This window comes from Frankia sp. Hr75.2, from assembly GCF_949319125.1.
GTDB lineage: Bacteria > Actinomycetota > Actinomycetes > Frankiales > Frankiaceae > Parafrankia > Parafrankia soli.
In genome coordinates this window covers 1-16,374 of the sequence record NZ_CASGGV010000026.1, presented here as the reverse complement: position 1 = coordinate 16,374, position 16,374 = coordinate 1, and the positions used below count along the sequence as shown (strand labels likewise).

Sequence of the window (16,374 nt, the reverse complement as noted above, 5' to 3'; positions counted from 1 at the left end):
CCCCCCCCGCGACTCAACGGGCCACGTACCCGCCGTCCACCGGGATGGCGGTGCCGGTGACGAACGAGGACTCGTCACTGGCGAGGAACAGCGCGGCCGCCGCCAGCTCCTGTGGCCGGCCCCAGCGCCGCATCGGCTGGGGCAGGTTGGCGACGGGGGGCTCGGAGTCGTCGGCCGCGTGCGCCAGACCCGTCCACGTCATGCCCGGGCAGATGGCGTTGACCCGAACGCCGGACTCGGCGAAGTCCAGCGCCGCGGACTTGGTCATCTGGACGACCCCGCCTTTTGCCGCCGAATATATGGCCTGGTCCTTCCAGCCGACGAGACCGGCGGCCGAGGCGGTGTTGATGACTGAACCGCCGTCGCCGCGCAGCATGGCGGCGATTCCGTACTTCATTCCGAGGAAAACGCCCTTGAGGTTGACCGCGATCAGCTTGTCGAAGGTCTCCTCGTCGAACTCGGTGATCGGTTTGCGTGGGCCGCCGCCGCCGGCGTTGTTGAACAGCACGTCGAGCCGCCCGAACTCCTGCACGGCGGTGTCGATCATATTCTGCACATCGGCCGATGATGTGACGTCGACATGTACCGGAACGGCGCCTTCACCGATGATGGTCGAGGTTTCCTTCTCCCGGCCGCTGAGGTCGGCGCAGACCACCCTCGCTCCCTCGCGCGCGAACAGCAGGGCGGCGGCCCGGCCTATGCCGGAACCCGCACCGGTGACCACCGCGACCTTCCCGTCGAGGCGTCGCGCCGGAATGGAATCTGATAAACGCTCACCCATGGCCGTCAGTCTACACATCATGTCGCGGAGGTAAAGATGCCGCTCGAATAGCCGGGCGGCATGAGGGAAGAGGCCGGTGATGTCCGGTCAACCGCGCGGGGTAACTCCGGTAAAACCTCCGCGCGGTTTTCGGCATGCACGTTTCCGTGCGGACGGGGCAGCCGCCCCACCCACCGGTGAGGGCGGCGCCGACCGTGGGTGAGGGCGGCGCCGACCGTCGGTGAGGTAGCCCGCCGCCAGAGACGGCTCAGCTGGGCGGGGCGGCTAGTTCGCCGGGGCGGTTCCGCTGGCGAGGGCGGCCTTGTGCAGGACGTTCTCGGCGAGACGCATGTGGGCGGCGTCGACGAGCCGGCCGTCGCGGCCGATCGCGCCGACCCCCTCCGCCTCGGACTCGCGGTAGATCTTCATCGCCTCGTGCGCCTCGGCCACCTCCTGCTCGGTCGGCGCGAACACCTCGTTGGCGATGGGCACCTGAGCCGGGTGGATGGCCCATTTCCCGTCGAAGCCGAGCAGGCTCGCGTGGGTGGCCGACCGACGGTACCCGTCGACGTCCTTGTAGGCGGGGTACGGCGCGTCGATCGCGTCGATGCCCGCCCCGCGCGCCGCCGACAGCACCTGGACACGCGCGAAGTGCCAGAAGTCGCCCGGGTACTCCCCGACGGGGTCGAAGTTGCCGTCCACCCGGGCGCGCAGCGACGCCGAGAGGTCGCCGGCGCCGAAGATTATCGCCTCCAGCCGGCTGCTGGACCGGGCGATCTCGGCGGCGTTGGACAGGCCCTCCGCCTCCTCGATCAGTACTTCCAGCCCGATCCGCCGGGTCAGTCCGAGCTTCGTCTCGAGCTGGGTCAGCAACACGTCGACCCACCAGACGTCACGCGCCGAGCGGGCCTTGGGAACGATGAGCACGTCGAGCGACGCACCCGCCCCGGTGACGACTTCGATGATGTCGTCGTGGCACCAGGGTGTGTCCAGGCCGTTCACCCGGACGGCGCGGACGGTGTGTCCCCAGTCCAGGTCGGTGAGCGCGGCGACGGCGATGCCGCGGGCGGCCTCCTTGGCTGACGGCGCGCACGCGTCCTCCAGGTCGAGGAAGACGAGGTCCGCTCCGGAACCGGCGGCCTTCTCACACATCCGCTCACTGCTGGCCGGGGTCGCCAGTTCCGAGCGGCGGGCGCGCGGCCGGGTGACCTTCGGTTCTTCCGCTTTTCCGGGCATAACTGCCTCCTATGTCCGTGAATTCGATGTCAGCCGTGCGCTGTACACGGAGTGCCGCCAATCGCCCCGCAGTCGCCGTCGGTGTCTTCCGGCAGCCCCGGCCCAGGGCCGGCCGGTCCGGCCGGCGGAACGGTCTGAGATATTCCTGGGAAAGGCCTGGAGTCACCGCGTGAACTCCGTGCCGGTGGCGTCGGGCGTTTTTCTGGAATGTGTTGCCGAAGTCGACGTGGAAAGGTCGCTGTTCCGGCTGGCCGCCGGATTTCACGCCCGCCGCCGGCGGTCGGAGGTCTCCTATTCGGGTCGGGTGCCCGTGGGGCAGCGGTGGCAGCACCTGGTGAAGGGTTCCGTGACGCGGGTGAAGCGCCGGGAAGCCGGTGTTCGCGCGTGTCGGCTCCCGCCCCGGGGTATTCGCGGCCGGTGTTCTTGGCGCTACGCTGAGTTCGATCTTCGGGTCGGTGTCGGGCGGGACCGGGGATGATGATCAGTCATGCTCGCGTGGCCGGGCGGGCACGGCTGAAATATGCGCCGAGTGGATCACATTCCCGCCCCTGGGGCGTGCTGGATCCGGTTGTTCGATTTAGGCGCCAACGTTAGTGTTGTCGTATGACGACCGCAACTGTCGACGGCCGCGGGGCTCGGGCCCGCACCTGTGTCGTCGACCGCGGCGGCCCCGGCTCGTGAGTTCGATCGCCCGCGGGAGTCGCCGCGGGCCGCGCACAGCCGTCTCACCGCTCGCCGGCCGGCGGGGTGCGTCGGCTGCCCCGGCCACCCGGGTGCCGTGGTGCGCCGGGCGGCGCGGTGCTCCGTCGTGCGGGAATTCCGGCCCGCCGGCCCGGGGTTCGTCACCATGCCTGAATCTGTCAGACCACAGCTGATCGTCACATCGTCGCGGGCCGTGTCCGGAGGGACTCATGCAGGAACAAGATCGTCTGTTCATCGGGGGCGAATGGGTCGCGCCCAGCGGCACGCGCACGATCGAGGTGGTCTCGCCGCACAGCGAGCAGGTCATCGCTCGCGTCGCCGCGCCCGGCACCGAGGATGTGGACCGGGCGGTGGCCGCCGCCCGTACCGCGTTCGACGAGGGGCCGTGGCCGCGTCTCGACCCGGCCGAGCGGGTCGCGGTCATCCGGCGGCTGGGCGCGCTGCTCAAGCCGCGGCGCAAGGAGCTCTCCGATCTGATCAGCGCCGAGATGGGCGCGCCGATCTCGTTCGCCAAGCTGTCGCATGTGACGCTGCCGCTGCTGATGATGGGCGCGTTCGCCGACATCGCGGAGAACCTGGCGTGGGAGGAGCCGCGCAAGGGCTTCTACGGGCAGGACGTTCTGCTGCGCAAGGAGCCGATCGGGGTCGTCGCCGCCATCGTCCCGTGGAACATGCCACTGTTCCTGACCATCGGGAAGCTGGTGCCGGCTCTGCTCGCCGGGTGCTCGGTCGTCCTGAAGCCGTCGCCGGAGACGCCTCTCGACGCCTACGCGCTGGCCGAGAGCCTCGCCGAGGCCGGGCTGCCGCAGGGCGTCGTCAGCGTGCTGCCCGGTGACCGGGAGATCGGCGAGTACCTCGTGGCGCACCCGGGTGTGGACAAGGTGTCCTTCACCGGGTCCACCGCGGCCGGTCGCCTGGTGGCCGCGTCCTGCGGGTCGAACCTCAAGCGGGTCAGCCTCGAGCTCGGCGGCAAGTCCGCCGCGGTCGTGCTCGACGACGCCGACCCCGCCGCCGTGGCCGCGGGCGTGGAGATCGCCGGCCTGATGAACAGCGGGCAGGCCTGCGTCGCCCAGACGAGAATCCTCGTCCCGCGCGCGCGGTACGGCGAGTTCGTCGACGCCCTGGCCGCGATGGTCGAGGCGCTGCCGGTCGGCGACCCGTCCGACCCGGCGACGAAGGTCGGCCCGTTGGTCGCCCGCCGGCAGCAGGAACGGGTGCGCGGGTACATCGAGGAGGGCCAGAAGGAGGGCGCGCGGCTGGTCGTCGGCGGCAGCGACCTGCCGGCCGGGGTCGACCAGGGCTGGTACGTCCGCCCGACCGTCTTCGCCGACGTCGAGAGCAGCATGCGCATCGCGCAGGAGGAGATCTTCGGCCCGGTGCTGACCGTGCTGCCCTACTCCGACGACGCCGACGCCGTCCGCATCGCGGACGACACCGAGTACGGCCTCTCCGGCTCGGTGTGGACCTCGGACGTCGAACGCGGCCTCGCCGTCGCGCGCCGGGTCCGCAGCGGGACCTTCGGCGTCAACCAGGCGTACAGCATGGACCCGAACGCGCCGTTCGGTGGGGTCAAGGCCAGCGGGATCGGCCGTGAGCTGGGTCGCGAGGGCATCGAGGGCTACCTCGACGTCAAGTCGATCTCGGTGGCGCCGCCCTCCTGACCGGCGGCACCACCGCGGGGGCTCACGGTTGCCTCGGCGACACCGGTCTCGACCGTCACGTGACCACCGCGGTGGTTGTACCGACGGCGTTGTCGACGAGGTTGGCGGTCATGCGCTCCAGCGGCGTCGGCTCGCCGTCGACCGGTGCGGGACGCAGCTCGGCTCGGCGCGGCTACGGCTTCCTGGACCGGCGGATCGACGGGATCCGGAAAGCGGGTACGCCGTGGCCATCCTCGCGAATCAGGATCAGGTCCTGCTGCCCGCGCCACAGCGGGCGGAGGAACCGCTGACCTGACGGGACCGGAAGGTCTCGCCGGTTCGTCGCGTGACCGGTCGCGACGAACCCGGTGCGGAACCGCCTCGGCGATCCGCGCTCAGACGAGCGCGCCGCGGGCCCGGGGCTGCGCCGACACGGGCTCGTGGCCGCGGGACGCCCTGACGGCGGCCGTCACGGCAGGTCTGGACCGGGCTGTTCACGTGCGGGGGTTGCCTGGCCGGGGTGCTCGTGGCCCGGCTGGGGCTCCGGCTCCGCGGTGGCGTCCACGGCCACCCAGCGGCGGGCGTGGGAGAGCGCGGCGCCGACGTCCTGCAGGCGGCGCAGGCCGGCGGTCACCTCGGCGGCGGGCAGGCCCAGGTCGAGGGCGAGGACCCGTGCGCGCACCGGGTGGTCGGCCCGGGCCAGGGCCTCGCGGACCGCGATGACGGTGCGGTCGGCTCGGGTCACCTTGTCCCGGTGCCGGCGCTGGGGCTGGCGCGGGACATCGCCGGTTAACCGGCTCTTGGTCGGGGTGACGTTCGTGGGGGAGGTCACAGAATGCATTGCATCACCTTTCTCGATTTCGCTTAACTCCAACAATGCCTAGTTCTGTCGCCGTCGTCATGGTGAGGTTCGCCGCGTCACGCTAAGTGTTTGCATGAATACAACCTGCCGAAAGGTGTGTCCGTCGCAACACATGCGTTGCTGGTTCCCGCGCGTCGGATGTGTGACGCGCGCGACTCCGGGCGGCCCACCCGGCAGTGGCCCGGAAGTGCCCGGGCCCGGTGGCCGGTGTGCCCGGCCGCGACGTCGCCGGCCGGATGTGGGCACCTGTGCCCGGGCTAGATTTCCCAGTCTTTCCGAGTTGATTCCATCGACCATTCTAGCGGCCCTTTCTCGAACGCCGGAACGTTGTGCCGGCGTCCTGATTACGACAGTTCCGTCGGAATCGAACGAGTCGGGTCAGGGTTGTCGCGACCGGTGTGGGGCAGGGTGTGTCGTGGCCAGGCGTGGGCCGGTGCGGCTCGGTGTGGTCTGGTGGGCCCAGGGCGGCCCGCCCGCGGTGGACCTTGTGTGGAGGGCGGTTCGCATCTCCGGCCCCGCGGTCTGTGTTGGCCTGTGTGTGCCCTCATGTTTTCCATACGTCGGGTCGTGTCGGTTTCGGGGCGGCTCGGACGGTGGGTGGATCAATGGTGGAACGACGCGGGATCGGCGCCGCCGGCCGCGGTCCGCCACCGGGGGCCGGAGAGTCGTCCGACCACCCGGTGCAGGTCCTCGACCAGCAGATGCGCCAGATCCCGGCTGAACTCGGCCCGCACGACGATCCGCAGTACCGCCAGCTCGGCCAGATCAGGCGGGAATCGGTATGCGGGCACCAGCCAGCCACGGGCACGCAGCGCCTCGGAGACCTCGAAGACGCTGAACTCGGCCGCATCCCTCGTCGTGAACGCGAAGGCCGGGATCCCCGAACCGTCCGAGATCAGCTCGAACGGGCCGAGCTTCGCGATTTCATCCGCCAGCCAACGCGCATTGTCACGGCACGTGCGGGCGGTATGCCGGTAACCGGCCCGGCCGAGTCGTAGCAGAGAGTAGTACTGCGCGACGACCTGTGCTCCCGGCCGGGAGAAGTTCAACGCGAAGGTGGGCATCGAGCTGCCGAGATAGTCCACGTCGAAGACGAGCTCGGCCGGAAGGTGCCGGGCGTCGCGCCAGAGCGCCCAGCCGACCCCGGGATAGACCAGCCCGTACTTGTGTCCGGAGGCGTTGATGGAGACCACGCGCTCGAGCCGGAAATCCCAGACCAGGTCGGGGTCGCAGAACGGGGCGATGAACCCGCCGGAAGCCCCGTCGACGTGCACCGGGACGTCCGGGCCGCCCGAGGCCGCCAGCTGGTCCAACGCGGCGACGATCTCGGCCACCGGCTCGTACGTCCCGTCGAACGTCGAGCCGAGGACGGCCACGACCCCGATCGTGTTCTCGTCGCAGCGGGCGACGGCCTCCGGGGCGGTGAGGTGGGTCCGCCCGGGCGCGAGTGGCATCAGCCGGGGCTCGACGTCCCAGTAACGGGCGAACTTCTCCCAGCACACCTGCACGTTGGCACCCATGACGATGTTCGGCCGCGCACCGGTGCCGCGTTGCCCGCCGCCCTGTTCCCTGCCGTGGGGCTCCCTGGTCGAGCGCCACCGGCGTAGCATCGCCAGCCCGGCGAGCATGCACGCCTCGGAGGACCCGGTCGTCGAGCAGCCGACGGCGTCGGTGGCGTCGGGGGCGTGCCACAGGTCGGCGAGCATGTTGACGCACCGGGCCTCGAGCTCGGCCGTCTGCGGGTACTCGTCCTTGTCGATCATGTTTTTCGCCGCGCACTCGGCCATCAGCCGGTCGGCGTGCTCGTCCATCCAGGTGGTCACGAACGTGGCCAGGTTCAGTCGGGCGTTGCCGTCCAGCATCAGCTCGTCGCGCACGATCTGGTATGCGGTCTCGGCGGACAGCGAGGAGCGCGGCATGCGGTACCGGGGGACGGGCCCGTCCTCGTCCGGGATGACCAGGTGCGGCCGCACCTCCACGGCCTGGTCGCCGCGCCTGCCTCTCGCCCGGCCGTGTAGGGCCATGGATGTCCCTCCCTCGGCCGCGTCCGTCGTCGACCAGAGTCTGCGACGAGATCGGGAATCACGCCAGGTGACTTTCCGAGTGCGATGCGTAATCGAAGTTGGGTGCTGGAACACGACCGGTGCCGCGCGTCGGCAGAGGCCCCGCGCTCAGGCGCCGCCGACCCGCTGCGGCGGGCACCAGCGGATCTCGACGCAGAGCTGGCCGTCGCCGCTGTCGTCGATGACCTGCGTCCAGGCGGACGGCGCCGGGGTGACGGGCGGGCCCGCCTCGGCCACCGCCGGGTCGTCGGCGGTGACGAACGCCTCGCCGGTGTCGTCCGTGCCGGTCAGGGTGACCGTGACCGCGGTGGCCGCGGGGGTGACCGTGGCCAGCACCGCCGAGAGCGCGGCGACCACCTCGTCGCGGGCCGTCCCGGGAACGGCGTCGAAGGTGCCGGCGACCTGCATCCGTACCGCCACCCCACGTCGCTCGGCGGCGCGCAGCGCCGGCTCCAGGCCCTCGAGCAGGTCCGAACCGGCGACGGGGCTGGTCATCGCGCGGCGCAGCTCCGCCGCGCTGGACGCGCAGCGCGCGCGCACCTCGTCGGCCGCGGGGTCGAGCCGGCCGTCGCCGATGGCGGCCAGCAGCGGCAGCGTGTCGGCACGGAGCCGGTCGAGCCGGGCCCGGCGATCCTGGGTGATCTTGGCGGAGGCGACCAGGTCGGCGGCGAGCTCGGCGTCGGCGCGGGCGATCTCGGCGGCGGCCGCCGCCGTCCCGCGCCGCATGGGGCCGAGCGCGCCGACAACCGACTGGACGACTGCCTGCGTGTAGAACATCACGCTGAGGTAACCAACGATCCCGGGCCCGCCGCTGTACCTGGTGGCGACGATGCCGCCCGCGCACGCGGCGATCGCCGCCGAGGCGGGCAGCCACTGCCGGACGGGGCAGGCCGCGGTCAGGAAGGCGCACACCCCCAGCCCGCTGACCAGCACCCAGTTGAGCGGTACCCGCGAGCCCTCCTGGCCGAGGGCCCCGGCGGCGATCTGGGTGACGAGGAACAGCCCGGTCAGCCCGGCCACCGCCGGCCCGCGCAGCGGGCCGCGGCGGCTGGCCCGGCCCGCCCATACCAGCGCCGCCCCGGACGCGGCCCAGGCCAGGGCGACGAGGCCCGGGTGCTGGTAGTAGGAGAGCCGCATCACGAGCACGATCCCGAGCGCGAGCTGCCAGACGACGGCGCCCCGCCCGGCGGCCCCGGCCGTGTCGCGGGCCAGCCGCTCCTCGAGCTCGGCGACCTCGACCGCCGGCGCGTCGGGCGAGCGACGGGACCACTGCAAGGTCACGATTGTCGGGCCCCCCGGCGTCGACCGCACGGTCGCGGACCCGCCGACGTCGCCCATCGGGTCGATGATCGACCGGCGCACGCCCAGCTGGTCGGCGCGGTACCGGCCGGGGGTGAAGCCCACGCCGTGGTCGGTCACGGTGACCAGGACTCCGGTGGGGTCGGTGCGCGCGTCCACCCGTGCCCGGGGCAGGCCGGAATGGCGGCGCACGTTAGACAGCGCCTCGCTGACGGCCATGGCCACGGCGGCGGCGACCTCGGCCGGCGTGTCCGTGGAGCCGGTGAAGGAGAACTCCACGCCCAGCCCGGTGGCACGAGCCTGGTCCAGAGCCCGGCCGAGGGCGACCATCAGGCCGCCCTCCCAGTCCCGCCCGCCGGCGAGGAGGTCCTCACAGATCGCCACGCTCTGCCGGCACCGGGCGTGGACGCTCTTCCCGCCCGCGTCACGTGCTCCCCAGGCGATACCGGTGAGCGTGTTCAGGACGGTGTCGTGCACGAGCCGGTCCGACTCGGCCACGTCCTGCCGCCGTGCCGCCACGATGCCGCGCCCGCGGCGCCGCGTGTGGGCCAGCGCGAGCCACTCGTCGCAGCGCCGGGCCCCGCGGCGCATCCGCCCGACGACCGCGGCGAACGCGAGGGGGACGGCGATGACCGCGCCGGCCGGCAGCGCCGCCTCCAAAGCGGACGGCGCGGCGATCTCGTGGACGACGGCCGTGTACAGGGTGACGAACGCCAGCACGGCCGGCAGCCAGACCGCCGGCGGGAAGCACCACACGATGGTCAGGCCCGTCCCGATGAGCCGCAGCAGCACCCAGTTGGGGCCGGTGGCGAGCTCGCCCGGCGGCACGGCCCAGGGCGCGCAGCCCGCCACGACCAGGCCCATCAGGAGCTCGCCGGCGGCGAGGTCCCGACCCAGGCCACGGGTCAGGCAGACCACGCCGAAGACCACGCCCCAGCAGGCGGCGACGGCCGGCAGGGCGAGCCGGGCCGGAGATCCGTACCATCCCGCGTCGGCGAGGAGTACCGCGATGCCGAACAGGACCGCGACCAGGCGCAGGAGCCCGAGGGTCCGCGACATTCTGACGCCGAGCCCGGCCTCGTTCGGGCCGACGTCCCCGCCCGCCGCGCCGCGCCGGTCGCGTCCCCCCTCGCTCCCGGTCCGGCGGGTCACGCGCTGGTCACCGGGCCGCCGGAACACGTGCCAGCGCAATCGTCAGTACCCACGCCGCCCCCCGCGAGCGCTGCCCCCGGCCAGCCGACCGGACAGCAAGATCCATCGACTGGCTTATCACGATAACGGACCCGGACACGTCGTCAGGTGCCGACGTCCGTACGGGCGCCCGGCACGGCCCGGCAGGCCTCAGTCGGGCGCGGCGAGGACTCCGCGCCGCCCGCCCCGATCAGTACTCCGGCTTCCGCGCTCGACAGCCCGGCGGCCGGGGTGCCAGTGGGCGGCGCGCCGGTGGAACCCAGCAGGCGGGCCCGCCCGTCCGGAGTGAGCAGGAGCGGCGGTAGGTGGCCGGCGTTCGCCCACCGCATGAAGGCGGGAGCGGCGGCCCCCTGCGCGAAGCCGGCGTCGTTGACCTGGATCCAGGCGTACAGGCAGGTCGCGAGCTGCGCCATCTCCAGGCCCTGTACCAGCCGGTCGAGCACGATCGCCGGCCGGTGGCCCTCCCACGCGTACGACCGCAGCACGCTGCTGAGCTGGCCCATCGCCGCCGCGGCCGCGATGTCGTGGCCCATCACGTCGCCGATCGCGACCCCGGCCGCCCCGTCGGGCAGCGCGAGCACGTCGAACCAGTCGCCGCCCACGGTCGCCGTCGCCGCGGTGGGCAGGTAGCGGGCCGCGAACGCGAGGCCGGGCAGCTCGGGGATCGTCGGCAGCAGGGAGCGCTGCAGTGACTCCGACACCGTGTGCTCGGCGCGGTACAGCCGGGCGTTGTCGATCGCGGTGCCCGCCCGCCGGCCGAGATCCTCGGCGAGGCGCAGGTCGTCCGCGGTGTAGGAGCCCGACGAGCGGGCCATCACCAGCGCGCCGAGCACCCGGCCGCGGGCGAGCAGCGGGGTGGCGACGGCCGTCGCCAGGCCCAGTTCCTCCAGCAGGCCCACCAGCTCGTCGGCGCGGCCTTCGGGGCGCAGGGCCGCCCGCAGGCCCTCGGGGTCGATGCGTTCCCGCAGCACGGGACGTCCGGTGCGCAGCACCTGGACCACGGCGCTCGCCGCGGTCGGCAGCTCGGCCTGCAGCAGCTGGCTGCGCTCGGCGATCGTGCGCAGCCGGGGGTCGCGGTGATGCGTGATGACCCGGCGCGGCCCCATGGCCTCGGAATCCGTCCTCGTCGGCGCGGAGCGGGGCGGGAGGACGTGCACGGAGCACCAGTCCGCGGCGGTGGGCACCACGGCCTTGGTGAGCCGGTCGAGCGCCTCACCCACGTCGAGGGTGCCCGAGAGCAGCTCGCTGACGTCGGCGAGCAGTTGCAGCTGGGCGGTGGCGCGCTCGGCGTCGCCGCGGGCGGCCCGTTCGCGCTCGAACAGCCTGTCCCGCTCGAGCTGGGCCTCGACCCGTTCGGTGACGTCGGTCTGCACGCCCACGAAGTGGGTGATCTCCCCCAGCGGGTCGAACACGGGGCCGATGGCGAGCTCGTTCCAGAACGGCGTGCCGTCCCGCCGGTAGTTGCGCAGCACGACCACCACGTGCCTGCCCGCGGCCAGCCCGGCGCGCAGCTCCGCCAGCGCCGGCTGGTCGTCGTCGCCGTTCTGCAGGAACCGGCAGTTGCGCCCGACCACCTCGGCCAGGCTGTAGCCGGTCACCCGCTCGAACGCCGGGTTCGCCCAGATCAGCGGGTTGTCGGGTTGCCGCGGGTCGGTGATCGTGAAGCACGCCCCGGTGGCCTGCAGCGCACGGTCGCGGATCTGCAGATCCAGCCACTCCGGCACGGGGCCGACTGCCGACGCAGGAAGGTCGGCACAGTCGGTAGCCGGCCGCGGATGGCCGTTACCGGCTCCGTCGGGCGATCCCACGTCGACAGCGTGCATCCCCTGGGCCCTGTCCAGGTCCGGCCCGACAGAACATGTGGATCGCGATAGGTGACCTAAGTCACATAGGGCGACTGGGTAGGCGGGTCATGGACGGCAAGATCGGTGTTCGTGGGTGTAGCGGGGGGCAAAGCCGGAAAGGACCCCCGTGCCCCACATCTTCCCTGGAGGTAGTCATGGGACTGCGTTACACGCGCCGGCCGCGCTACGGCCCCTTCCACGTGAACGTCAGCGAGAACGGGGTCTCCTCGGTGACCCTGAAGCTCGGCCGCGTCTCCTGGCGGGTGTGGTCGAAGAACCGCCGCGGCGGGCTCTCCAGCGTCGACCTTCCCGGTCCGTTCTCCTACCGCCGGGACGGCCGCCGCCGAGCCTCCGCCGGCCGCTGACCCGCCTCGCGCGTCCCACGGCGCGCATCGTCTATTCCGACATCGTGGCCGCGCTCGCGTTCGCGGGAGTGGCCGGGAGCGCCCCGGCGGACAACGGCGCCTGGGCCGTGGGCGCCTGGGCCGTGGCGGCCAGCGCCGCGCCCGTCGGGCGCCGCTCGACGAGCAGCAGGGCCAGATCGTCGTGCAGGTTCCCACCCACGTGCCTGGTGAGGGCGCTGGTGAGCCGGTCGAGCGCGGCATCGGGCGGGACGTCGCGCAGCAGGTCGACGTGCCGCTCCAGCGGGAAGAAGGCCCGCTCGCCGTCCCGGGCCTCGATCAGCCCGTCGGTGAACAGCAGCAGGCGGTCGCCGACCGCCCAGTCCGCCGTCGCGGTCGCGAAGCGGTCGCCGAGGCCCAGCGGCGGTGAGGACGGGCAGGTCAGCGTGGTGGTGGCGGTCGCCCCAACCAGCAGCGGCGGATGGTGGCCCGCCGAGCACAGGCTGAGCCGGCCGTCAGGGTAGATGTCGACCAGCAGCGCCGTCACGAAGTCCTCCGCCTCGGCCTCGCGGCCGACCGAGCGGGCGCAGGCGGCCGCGACCTGCCCCTGGTCCAGCCAGGTCACCGCCGCCTCGCGGAAGGCGCCCAGGACCACCGTCGCCAGCCGCACCGCGGGCAGCCCCTTGCCGCGCACGTCACCGATGATCATGCGGATCGTGTGCGGCGTCGCGACCACCTCGTAGAGATCGCCGCCGACCGAGGCCTCCTTGGCGGCGGAGAGGTAGCGGGCCGCGAACCCGGCCCCGTGCAGCGCGATGGGCACCTCGGGCAGCAGAGCCCGCTGGGCGACCTCCGCCACCGCCCGGACCTGCTGGAGCTCCGAGCTGCGCCGGTTACGGCTCACCGACACGTAGACGGCCACCGCGACCTGGGCCGCGACCAGGATGCAGGCCGCGATGTGCTGACCGTTGCCGAACCGGTGGTCCCACCACCCCGAGGCGACGGCCATCACCTCGGCGGCGAGCCCGACACCCAGCGTCGCCGCCGGAGGACAGGTCACCGCGGTCACCAGGGCACCGAGCCCGAAGTAGCCCGCGGTCGACAGGTCGGTGACGGCGCCTACCGCGACCGCGGCACCGAGAACCAGCAGACCAGCCCCCCACTGACCCACGAAGTCCCCGATCCGGGGTACCACGTTGCTGAGCATGCGCCATTGTCCAGGGCGCAGAGGCCCGTTCGCGGGCGACCTCCAATTTTGTACCCCCGATGGCACCTCCGGAGGTCACCTCGAGTGAGCTACAAGGTGCTTCGCGTGCCGGTGTCCCGCTGTGTGCATCCGGCGGTGACGATCCGGATCGGCCGCCAGCCGCCAGCCGCCAGCCGCCAGCCTCCGGCGCCTCCAGCTCAGACGCCTCCGGGTCAGGCGGGCGTCGAAGCCTCCAGGCGGCCCGGCCGGCGCGTGTACCAACGCTCGACGTCCTCCAGCTCGGCGGCCAGGGAGATCAACGGCCCCTCGCCGCCCGCCGGGCCCATGAGCTGGGCGCCGACCGGCAGCCCGGCAGGCGTCAGCCCGGCCGGGACGTTGACCGCCGGCCAGCCGAGGACGTTCCACGGCCAGGTGTACGGGCAGGCCGCGACGATCGCCTGATCGGTCTCCCAGTTCGTCTCCCGGTTCAGTTCGCCGACCCGCGGCGGCGGCACCGCGGTGGTCGGCGCGAGCAGGACGTCCACCGTGCGGAAGACCCGGCCGATCCATGCCCGGGCCGGTGCCTCGGCGGCCCGGGTCAGCCCGAGCACCGGCCGCAGCGCCCGCCCGTTGCGCGCGTTCGCCACTGTCCGCGGATCGAGGAGCTCGGGGTTGGGCACCCGGTGCGACCAGTCCCGGATGCCGTCCATCGAGCGGGGCAGGAACAGCAGGCCGAGCAGGCCGTACGGCGGCTCGACCGGCACCACGTCGTGCCCGAGCCGGGCCAGCACCTCGGCGAGGCGCTCCACGGCGGTGCGGACAGCCGGATCCAGCGCGGCCGACATCCCGCTGTAGGGGACGCGCAGCGACAGGCCGATCCGCAGCCGGGGCGGCGGGTGCTCGGCCGAGCGCAGGAAGGTCTCCGCCGGCACCGGCGGGCGGTCCCGGTCCACCGGGAGGCTTCCGCTGAGCAGGTCCAGCAGGAGGGCGCCGTCCGCGACGGTCCTGGTGAGCGGGCCGAAGGTGGTCAGCCCGTTGAACTGCTCGGTTACCGGCGCGCTGGAGATGCGCCCGCGCTGCGGCTTGATCCCGACGAGATGGGTCCAGGCCGCGGGGATGCGGACCGAGCCGGCGCCGTCCGACCCGATCGCGGCGGGGACCAGCCCGGCCGCGACGGCCGACGCCGCGCCGCCGGACGACCCACCGGGGGAGTAGTCGAGGTTCCACGGGTTGCGGGTCACGCCGAACGCCGCCCCCTCGGTGAACGGCCACTGCCCGAACTCGGGCGTGTTCGTCTTGCCGACGATGATCGCGCCGGTGGCCCGCAGCCGCCGGACCATCTCGCAGTCCTCGGTGGCCGGCGGGAAGTCGCCGGCCGCGCCGAAGGCGGTGGGGAGGCCGGCCATGTCGGTGTCGTCCTTGATGGCCACCGGGACACCCAGCAGGGGGAGCCGCTCCCCGGCGTCGAGCCTCCGGTCAGCCTCCTCGGCCTCCGCCAGCGCCTCCTCGGCCCGTAGCACCCGGAAGGTGTTCAGGGTCGTGGATGTCGCCTCGATGCGCTCCAGGCAGGCGGCGACGAGCTCCCGGGAGCTCATCGACCCGGCCGCGAGTCGCCCGGCGAGCTCACGCAGGCCGTACAGGCCGTCGAGCCGGCCGTCGTCCGCACCCACACCCGCGGTATCCGACATCAGCCACCTCCTGGACGCGACGCGCGCGGCGGAAGCCGTGGGGGAACGGTAGCCGACCTCGCGCCGCGGCCCCCGCCCTTTGTCCAGCACGAGACGTACATGGCATATGCCGGCCGGCGCCCCGCTCGCCTCCTCCGGTGTGTACTGGGCTACATCGGCCGGTGGACGTCCGGCCCGTGGGCGGGGGCCTCGGGAGCCTCCCAACGGGGCGGAACCGGTGGCGCGCAGGACATCCGCGTCGGCGGCCATCGCGGACAACGGTGTGTGGTGACGGCGATGCGTGGACACATCGCGTTATCTACGGCGGATCCATGGGTAGTTCGTCGGCAGGACGCGTGCGGGCAACCCAGAAGTCGCCATCCGTTCAGGCACGCGAGAGTCCCCGATTCTGCCGAGGAGAACCAGAAGATGAACGAGGGCATGAATCCACCGCGTACCGATCTGACAGGCCCCCGACCGCCGGTCGTGGCCGCGCCCGAACCGGCCGCCGTGCCGGCCGCCGTTCCTGGTGCCACGAACACCGTTCCTGGTGCCGCGAACACCGCCCCGGATACCGCGCACACCGTTCCTGGTGCCGCGAATACCGTGCCCGCAGCCGGAGCCGCGGTCACTGAGGACGCGGAGGGTGCCGACATCCGCCGCAGGTTCAACGAGATGACCGCCGGGCTCGCGCCGCATGTGGCCTCCGCCACCGAGAAGACGCGCGACGCGGCCGAGAAGGCGGTGGGCGCGGTCCGGGAGAAGGTCGGCCACAACCCCACGCTCGCCTCCGCGGCGGAGAAGACGGTCGAGGTGAAGGACCGGGCGGTCGGCACCGTAAGGGAGCAGATGGAGCAGCACCCGCAGGTCGCGGCCGCCGCGGAGCGTACGGCGGCCTCCAGCGGGAAGGCGGCACGGACGGCCGGCCAGCAGGCCCGCCGGCATCCCGGTGCCACCGGGGGCGCGGTCTTCGGTGGCGCCGTGCTGCTCCTGCTCCGGCGGTCGGTGCGCCGCCGCCGGGCCACGAAGGCGGCGAAGTCCGGCAGTTGAGGCGGCTTCGTGCCGAGCCGGTCCGGCGGCGTGGGCGCTGAAAGCATCCGCAAAGCGGTGGATCCGGTTCTCGCCGGACAAAGTGTTTGCGAGTTCCGGTGCGGGGCAAAAAGCTGCCAACAACCTCGGTAAAGGAGAAACCACTGATGCTGACTTTCCTCGTCGTCATGGTCCTGCTCGGTCTGATCGCCGGCGCGGTCGCGCGTCTGGTTCTCCCCGGCCCGGATCCGATCGGAATTCTCGGCACGATCGCCGTAGGCATCGTCGGGTCTTTCGTCGGGGGTTTCCTCGGCTACGTCCTGTTCAACAAGGACATCGGTGAGGGCGCGCTCCAGCCGTCCGGCATCATCGGCTCCATCATCGGCGCGATCATCGTTCTGGCGCTGTGGAGGGCCTTCAACGGCCGTGGCCTCTCCCGCACCTCGCACAGCCGTCGGTACGCCCGCCGGTAAGTAACGGCGAGCCGGCGACTGACAGCGGTTTGGCGCCTGACGACGGAAAAGGGCCGCGGCCCCGCGATCTCGGGGCCGCGG

12 protein-coding genes are annotated in these 16,374 nt (G+C 72.7%); 4 read left to right on the top strand and 8 right to left on the bottom strand.

All coding sequences use genetic code 11. The features are described 5' to 3' along the window. Nucleotides 1-13: 13 nt before the first annotated feature. Nucleotides 14-781, bottom strand: coding sequence for an SDR family NAD(P)-dependent oxidoreductase (locus AC559T_RS03065; RefSeq protein WP_498867664.1), 768 nt, complete (start codon nt 779-781; stop codon nt 14-16). Between the two features lie 264 nt (nt 782-1,045). Further along, complete coding sequence (locus AC559T_RS03060) at nt 1,046-1,996, bottom strand: HpcH/HpaI aldolase/citrate lyase family protein (RefSeq protein ID WP_368953207.1); 951 nt, start codon at nt 1,994-1,996, stop codon at nt 1,046-1,048. A 911-nt stretch (nt 1,997-2,907) separates the two neighbouring features. Here AC559T_RS03060 and AC559T_RS03055 point away from each other — a divergent pair. Then, entirely contained in the window at nt 2,908-4,359 is a 1,452-nt protein-coding gene (locus AC559T_RS03055; RefSeq protein WP_498867663.1) for an aldehyde dehydrogenase, read from the top strand. 448 nt (nt 4,360-4,807) lie between these two features. Here the strand turns inward: AC559T_RS03055 and AC559T_RS03050 are convergent, their stop codons facing one another. The 4 genes from AC559T_RS03050 to AC559T_RS03035 all read right to left on the bottom strand — a co-directional run bounded on the left by AC559T_RS03050 (nt 4,808) and on the right by AC559T_RS03035 (nt 11,477). Continuing rightward, entirely contained in the window at nt 4,808-5,179 is a 372-nt protein-coding gene (locus AC559T_RS03050) for a hypothetical protein (RefSeq protein WP_071067094.1), read from the bottom strand. Between the two features lie 623 nt (nt 5,180-5,802). After that, the gene (gad, locus tag AC559T_RS03045) at nt 5,803-7,224 is read right to left on the bottom strand and encodes a glutamate decarboxylase (RefSeq protein ID WP_498867662.1); all 1,422 of its coding nucleotides are present in this window, start codon (nt 7,222-7,224) and stop codon (nt 5,803-5,805) included. 147 nt (nt 7,225-7,371) lie between these two features. Beyond that, nucleotides 7,372-9,714 carry an ATP-binding protein gene (locus tag AC559T_RS03040; RefSeq protein ID WP_131626980.1) on the bottom strand — a complete coding sequence of 781 codons (2,343 nt, stop codon included), beginning with the start codon at nt 9,712-9,714 and terminating at the stop codon, nt 7,372-7,374. Nucleotides 9,715-9,857: 143 nt separating this feature from the next. Next, complete coding sequence (locus tag AC559T_RS03035) at nt 9,858-11,477, bottom strand: SpoIIE family protein phosphatase (RefSeq protein WP_498867661.1); 1,620 nt, start codon at nt 11,475-11,477, stop codon at nt 9,858-9,860. A gap of 275 nt (nt 11,478-11,752) precedes the next feature. On the opposite strand from AC559T_RS03035, the gene AC559T_RS03030 reads away from it, so the two are divergent. After that, nucleotides 11,753-11,962 carry a DUF4236 domain-containing protein gene (locus tag AC559T_RS03030; RefSeq protein WP_020464302.1) on the top strand — a complete coding sequence of 70 codons (210 nt, stop codon included), beginning with the start codon at nt 11,753-11,755 and terminating at the stop codon, nt 11,960-11,962. Nucleotides 11,963-11,993: 31 nt separating this feature from the next. Here the strand turns inward: AC559T_RS03030 and AC559T_RS03025 are convergent, their stop codons facing one another. Together AC559T_RS03025 and AC559T_RS03020 are read right to left on the bottom strand one after the other, a co-directional pair. Continuing rightward, nucleotides 11,994-13,145 (bottom strand): PP2C family protein-serine/threonine phosphatase, encoded by a 1,152-nt coding sequence (locus AC559T_RS03025; RefSeq protein ID WP_498867660.1) that lies wholly within the window; start codon nt 13,143-13,145, stop codon nt 11,994-11,996. 212 nt (nt 13,146-13,357) lie between these two features. Beyond that, nucleotides 13,358-14,812, bottom strand: a complete 1,455-nt coding sequence (locus tag AC559T_RS03020) for an amidase (RefSeq protein ID WP_498867659.1) — start codon at nt 14,810-14,812, stop codon at nt 13,358-13,360. 408 nt (nt 14,813-15,220) lie between these two features. Between AC559T_RS03020 and AC559T_RS03015 the strand changes: the two genes are divergently transcribed. Beyond that, nucleotides 15,221-15,841 carry a hypothetical protein gene (locus AC559T_RS03015; protein WP_498867658.1) on the top strand — a complete coding sequence of 207 codons (621 nt, stop codon included), beginning with the start codon at nt 15,221-15,223 and terminating at the stop codon, nt 15,839-15,841. Between the two features lie 146 nt (nt 15,842-15,987). Continuing rightward, a complete protein-coding gene (locus AC559T_RS03010) occupies nt 15,988-16,293 on the top strand; it encodes a GlsB/YeaQ/YmgE family stress response membrane protein (RefSeq protein WP_020464298.1) in 306 nt (101 codons plus the stop codon). Nucleotides 16,294-16,374 lie beyond the last annotated feature (81 nt).

Bases quoted from the DNA above. Each gene is read 5' to 3' on its own strand.
- AC559T_RS03065 (WP_498867664.1), bottom strand. From the start codon at position 781: ATGGGTGAGCGTTTATCAGATTCCATTCCGGCGCGACGCCTCGACGGG.
- AC559T_RS03060 (WP_368953207.1), bottom strand. From the start codon at position 1,996: ATGCCCGGAAAAGCGGAAGAACCGAAGGTCACCCGGCCGCGCGCCCGC.
- AC559T_RS03055 (WP_498867663.1), top strand. From the start codon at position 2,908: ATGCAGGAACAAGATCGTCTGTTCATCGGGGGCGAATGGGTCGCGCCC.
- AC559T_RS03050 (WP_071067094.1), bottom strand. From the start codon at position 5,179: ATGCATTCTGTGACCTCCCCCACGAACGTCACCCCGACCAAGAGCCGG.
- gad (WP_498867662.1), bottom strand. From the start codon at position 7,224: ATGGCCCTACACGGCCGGGCGAGAGGCAGGCGCGGCGACCAGGCCGTG.
- AC559T_RS03030 (WP_020464302.1), top strand. From the start codon at position 11,753: ATGGGACTGCGTTACACGCGCCGGCCGCGCTACGGCCCCTTCCACGTG.
- AC559T_RS03025 (WP_498867660.1), bottom strand. From the start codon at position 13,145: ATGCTCAGCAACGTGGTACCCCGGATCGGGGACTTCGTGGGTCAGTGG.
- AC559T_RS03020 (WP_498867659.1), bottom strand. From the start codon at position 14,812: ATGTCGGATACCGCGGGTGTGGGTGCGGACGACGGCCGGCTCGACGGC.
- AC559T_RS03015 (WP_498867658.1), top strand. From the start codon at position 15,221: ATGAACGAGGGCATGAATCCACCGCGTACCGATCTGACAGGCCCCCGA.
- AC559T_RS03010 (WP_020464298.1), top strand. From the start codon at position 15,988: ATGCTGACTTTCCTCGTCGTCATGGTCCTGCTCGGTCTGATCGCCGGC.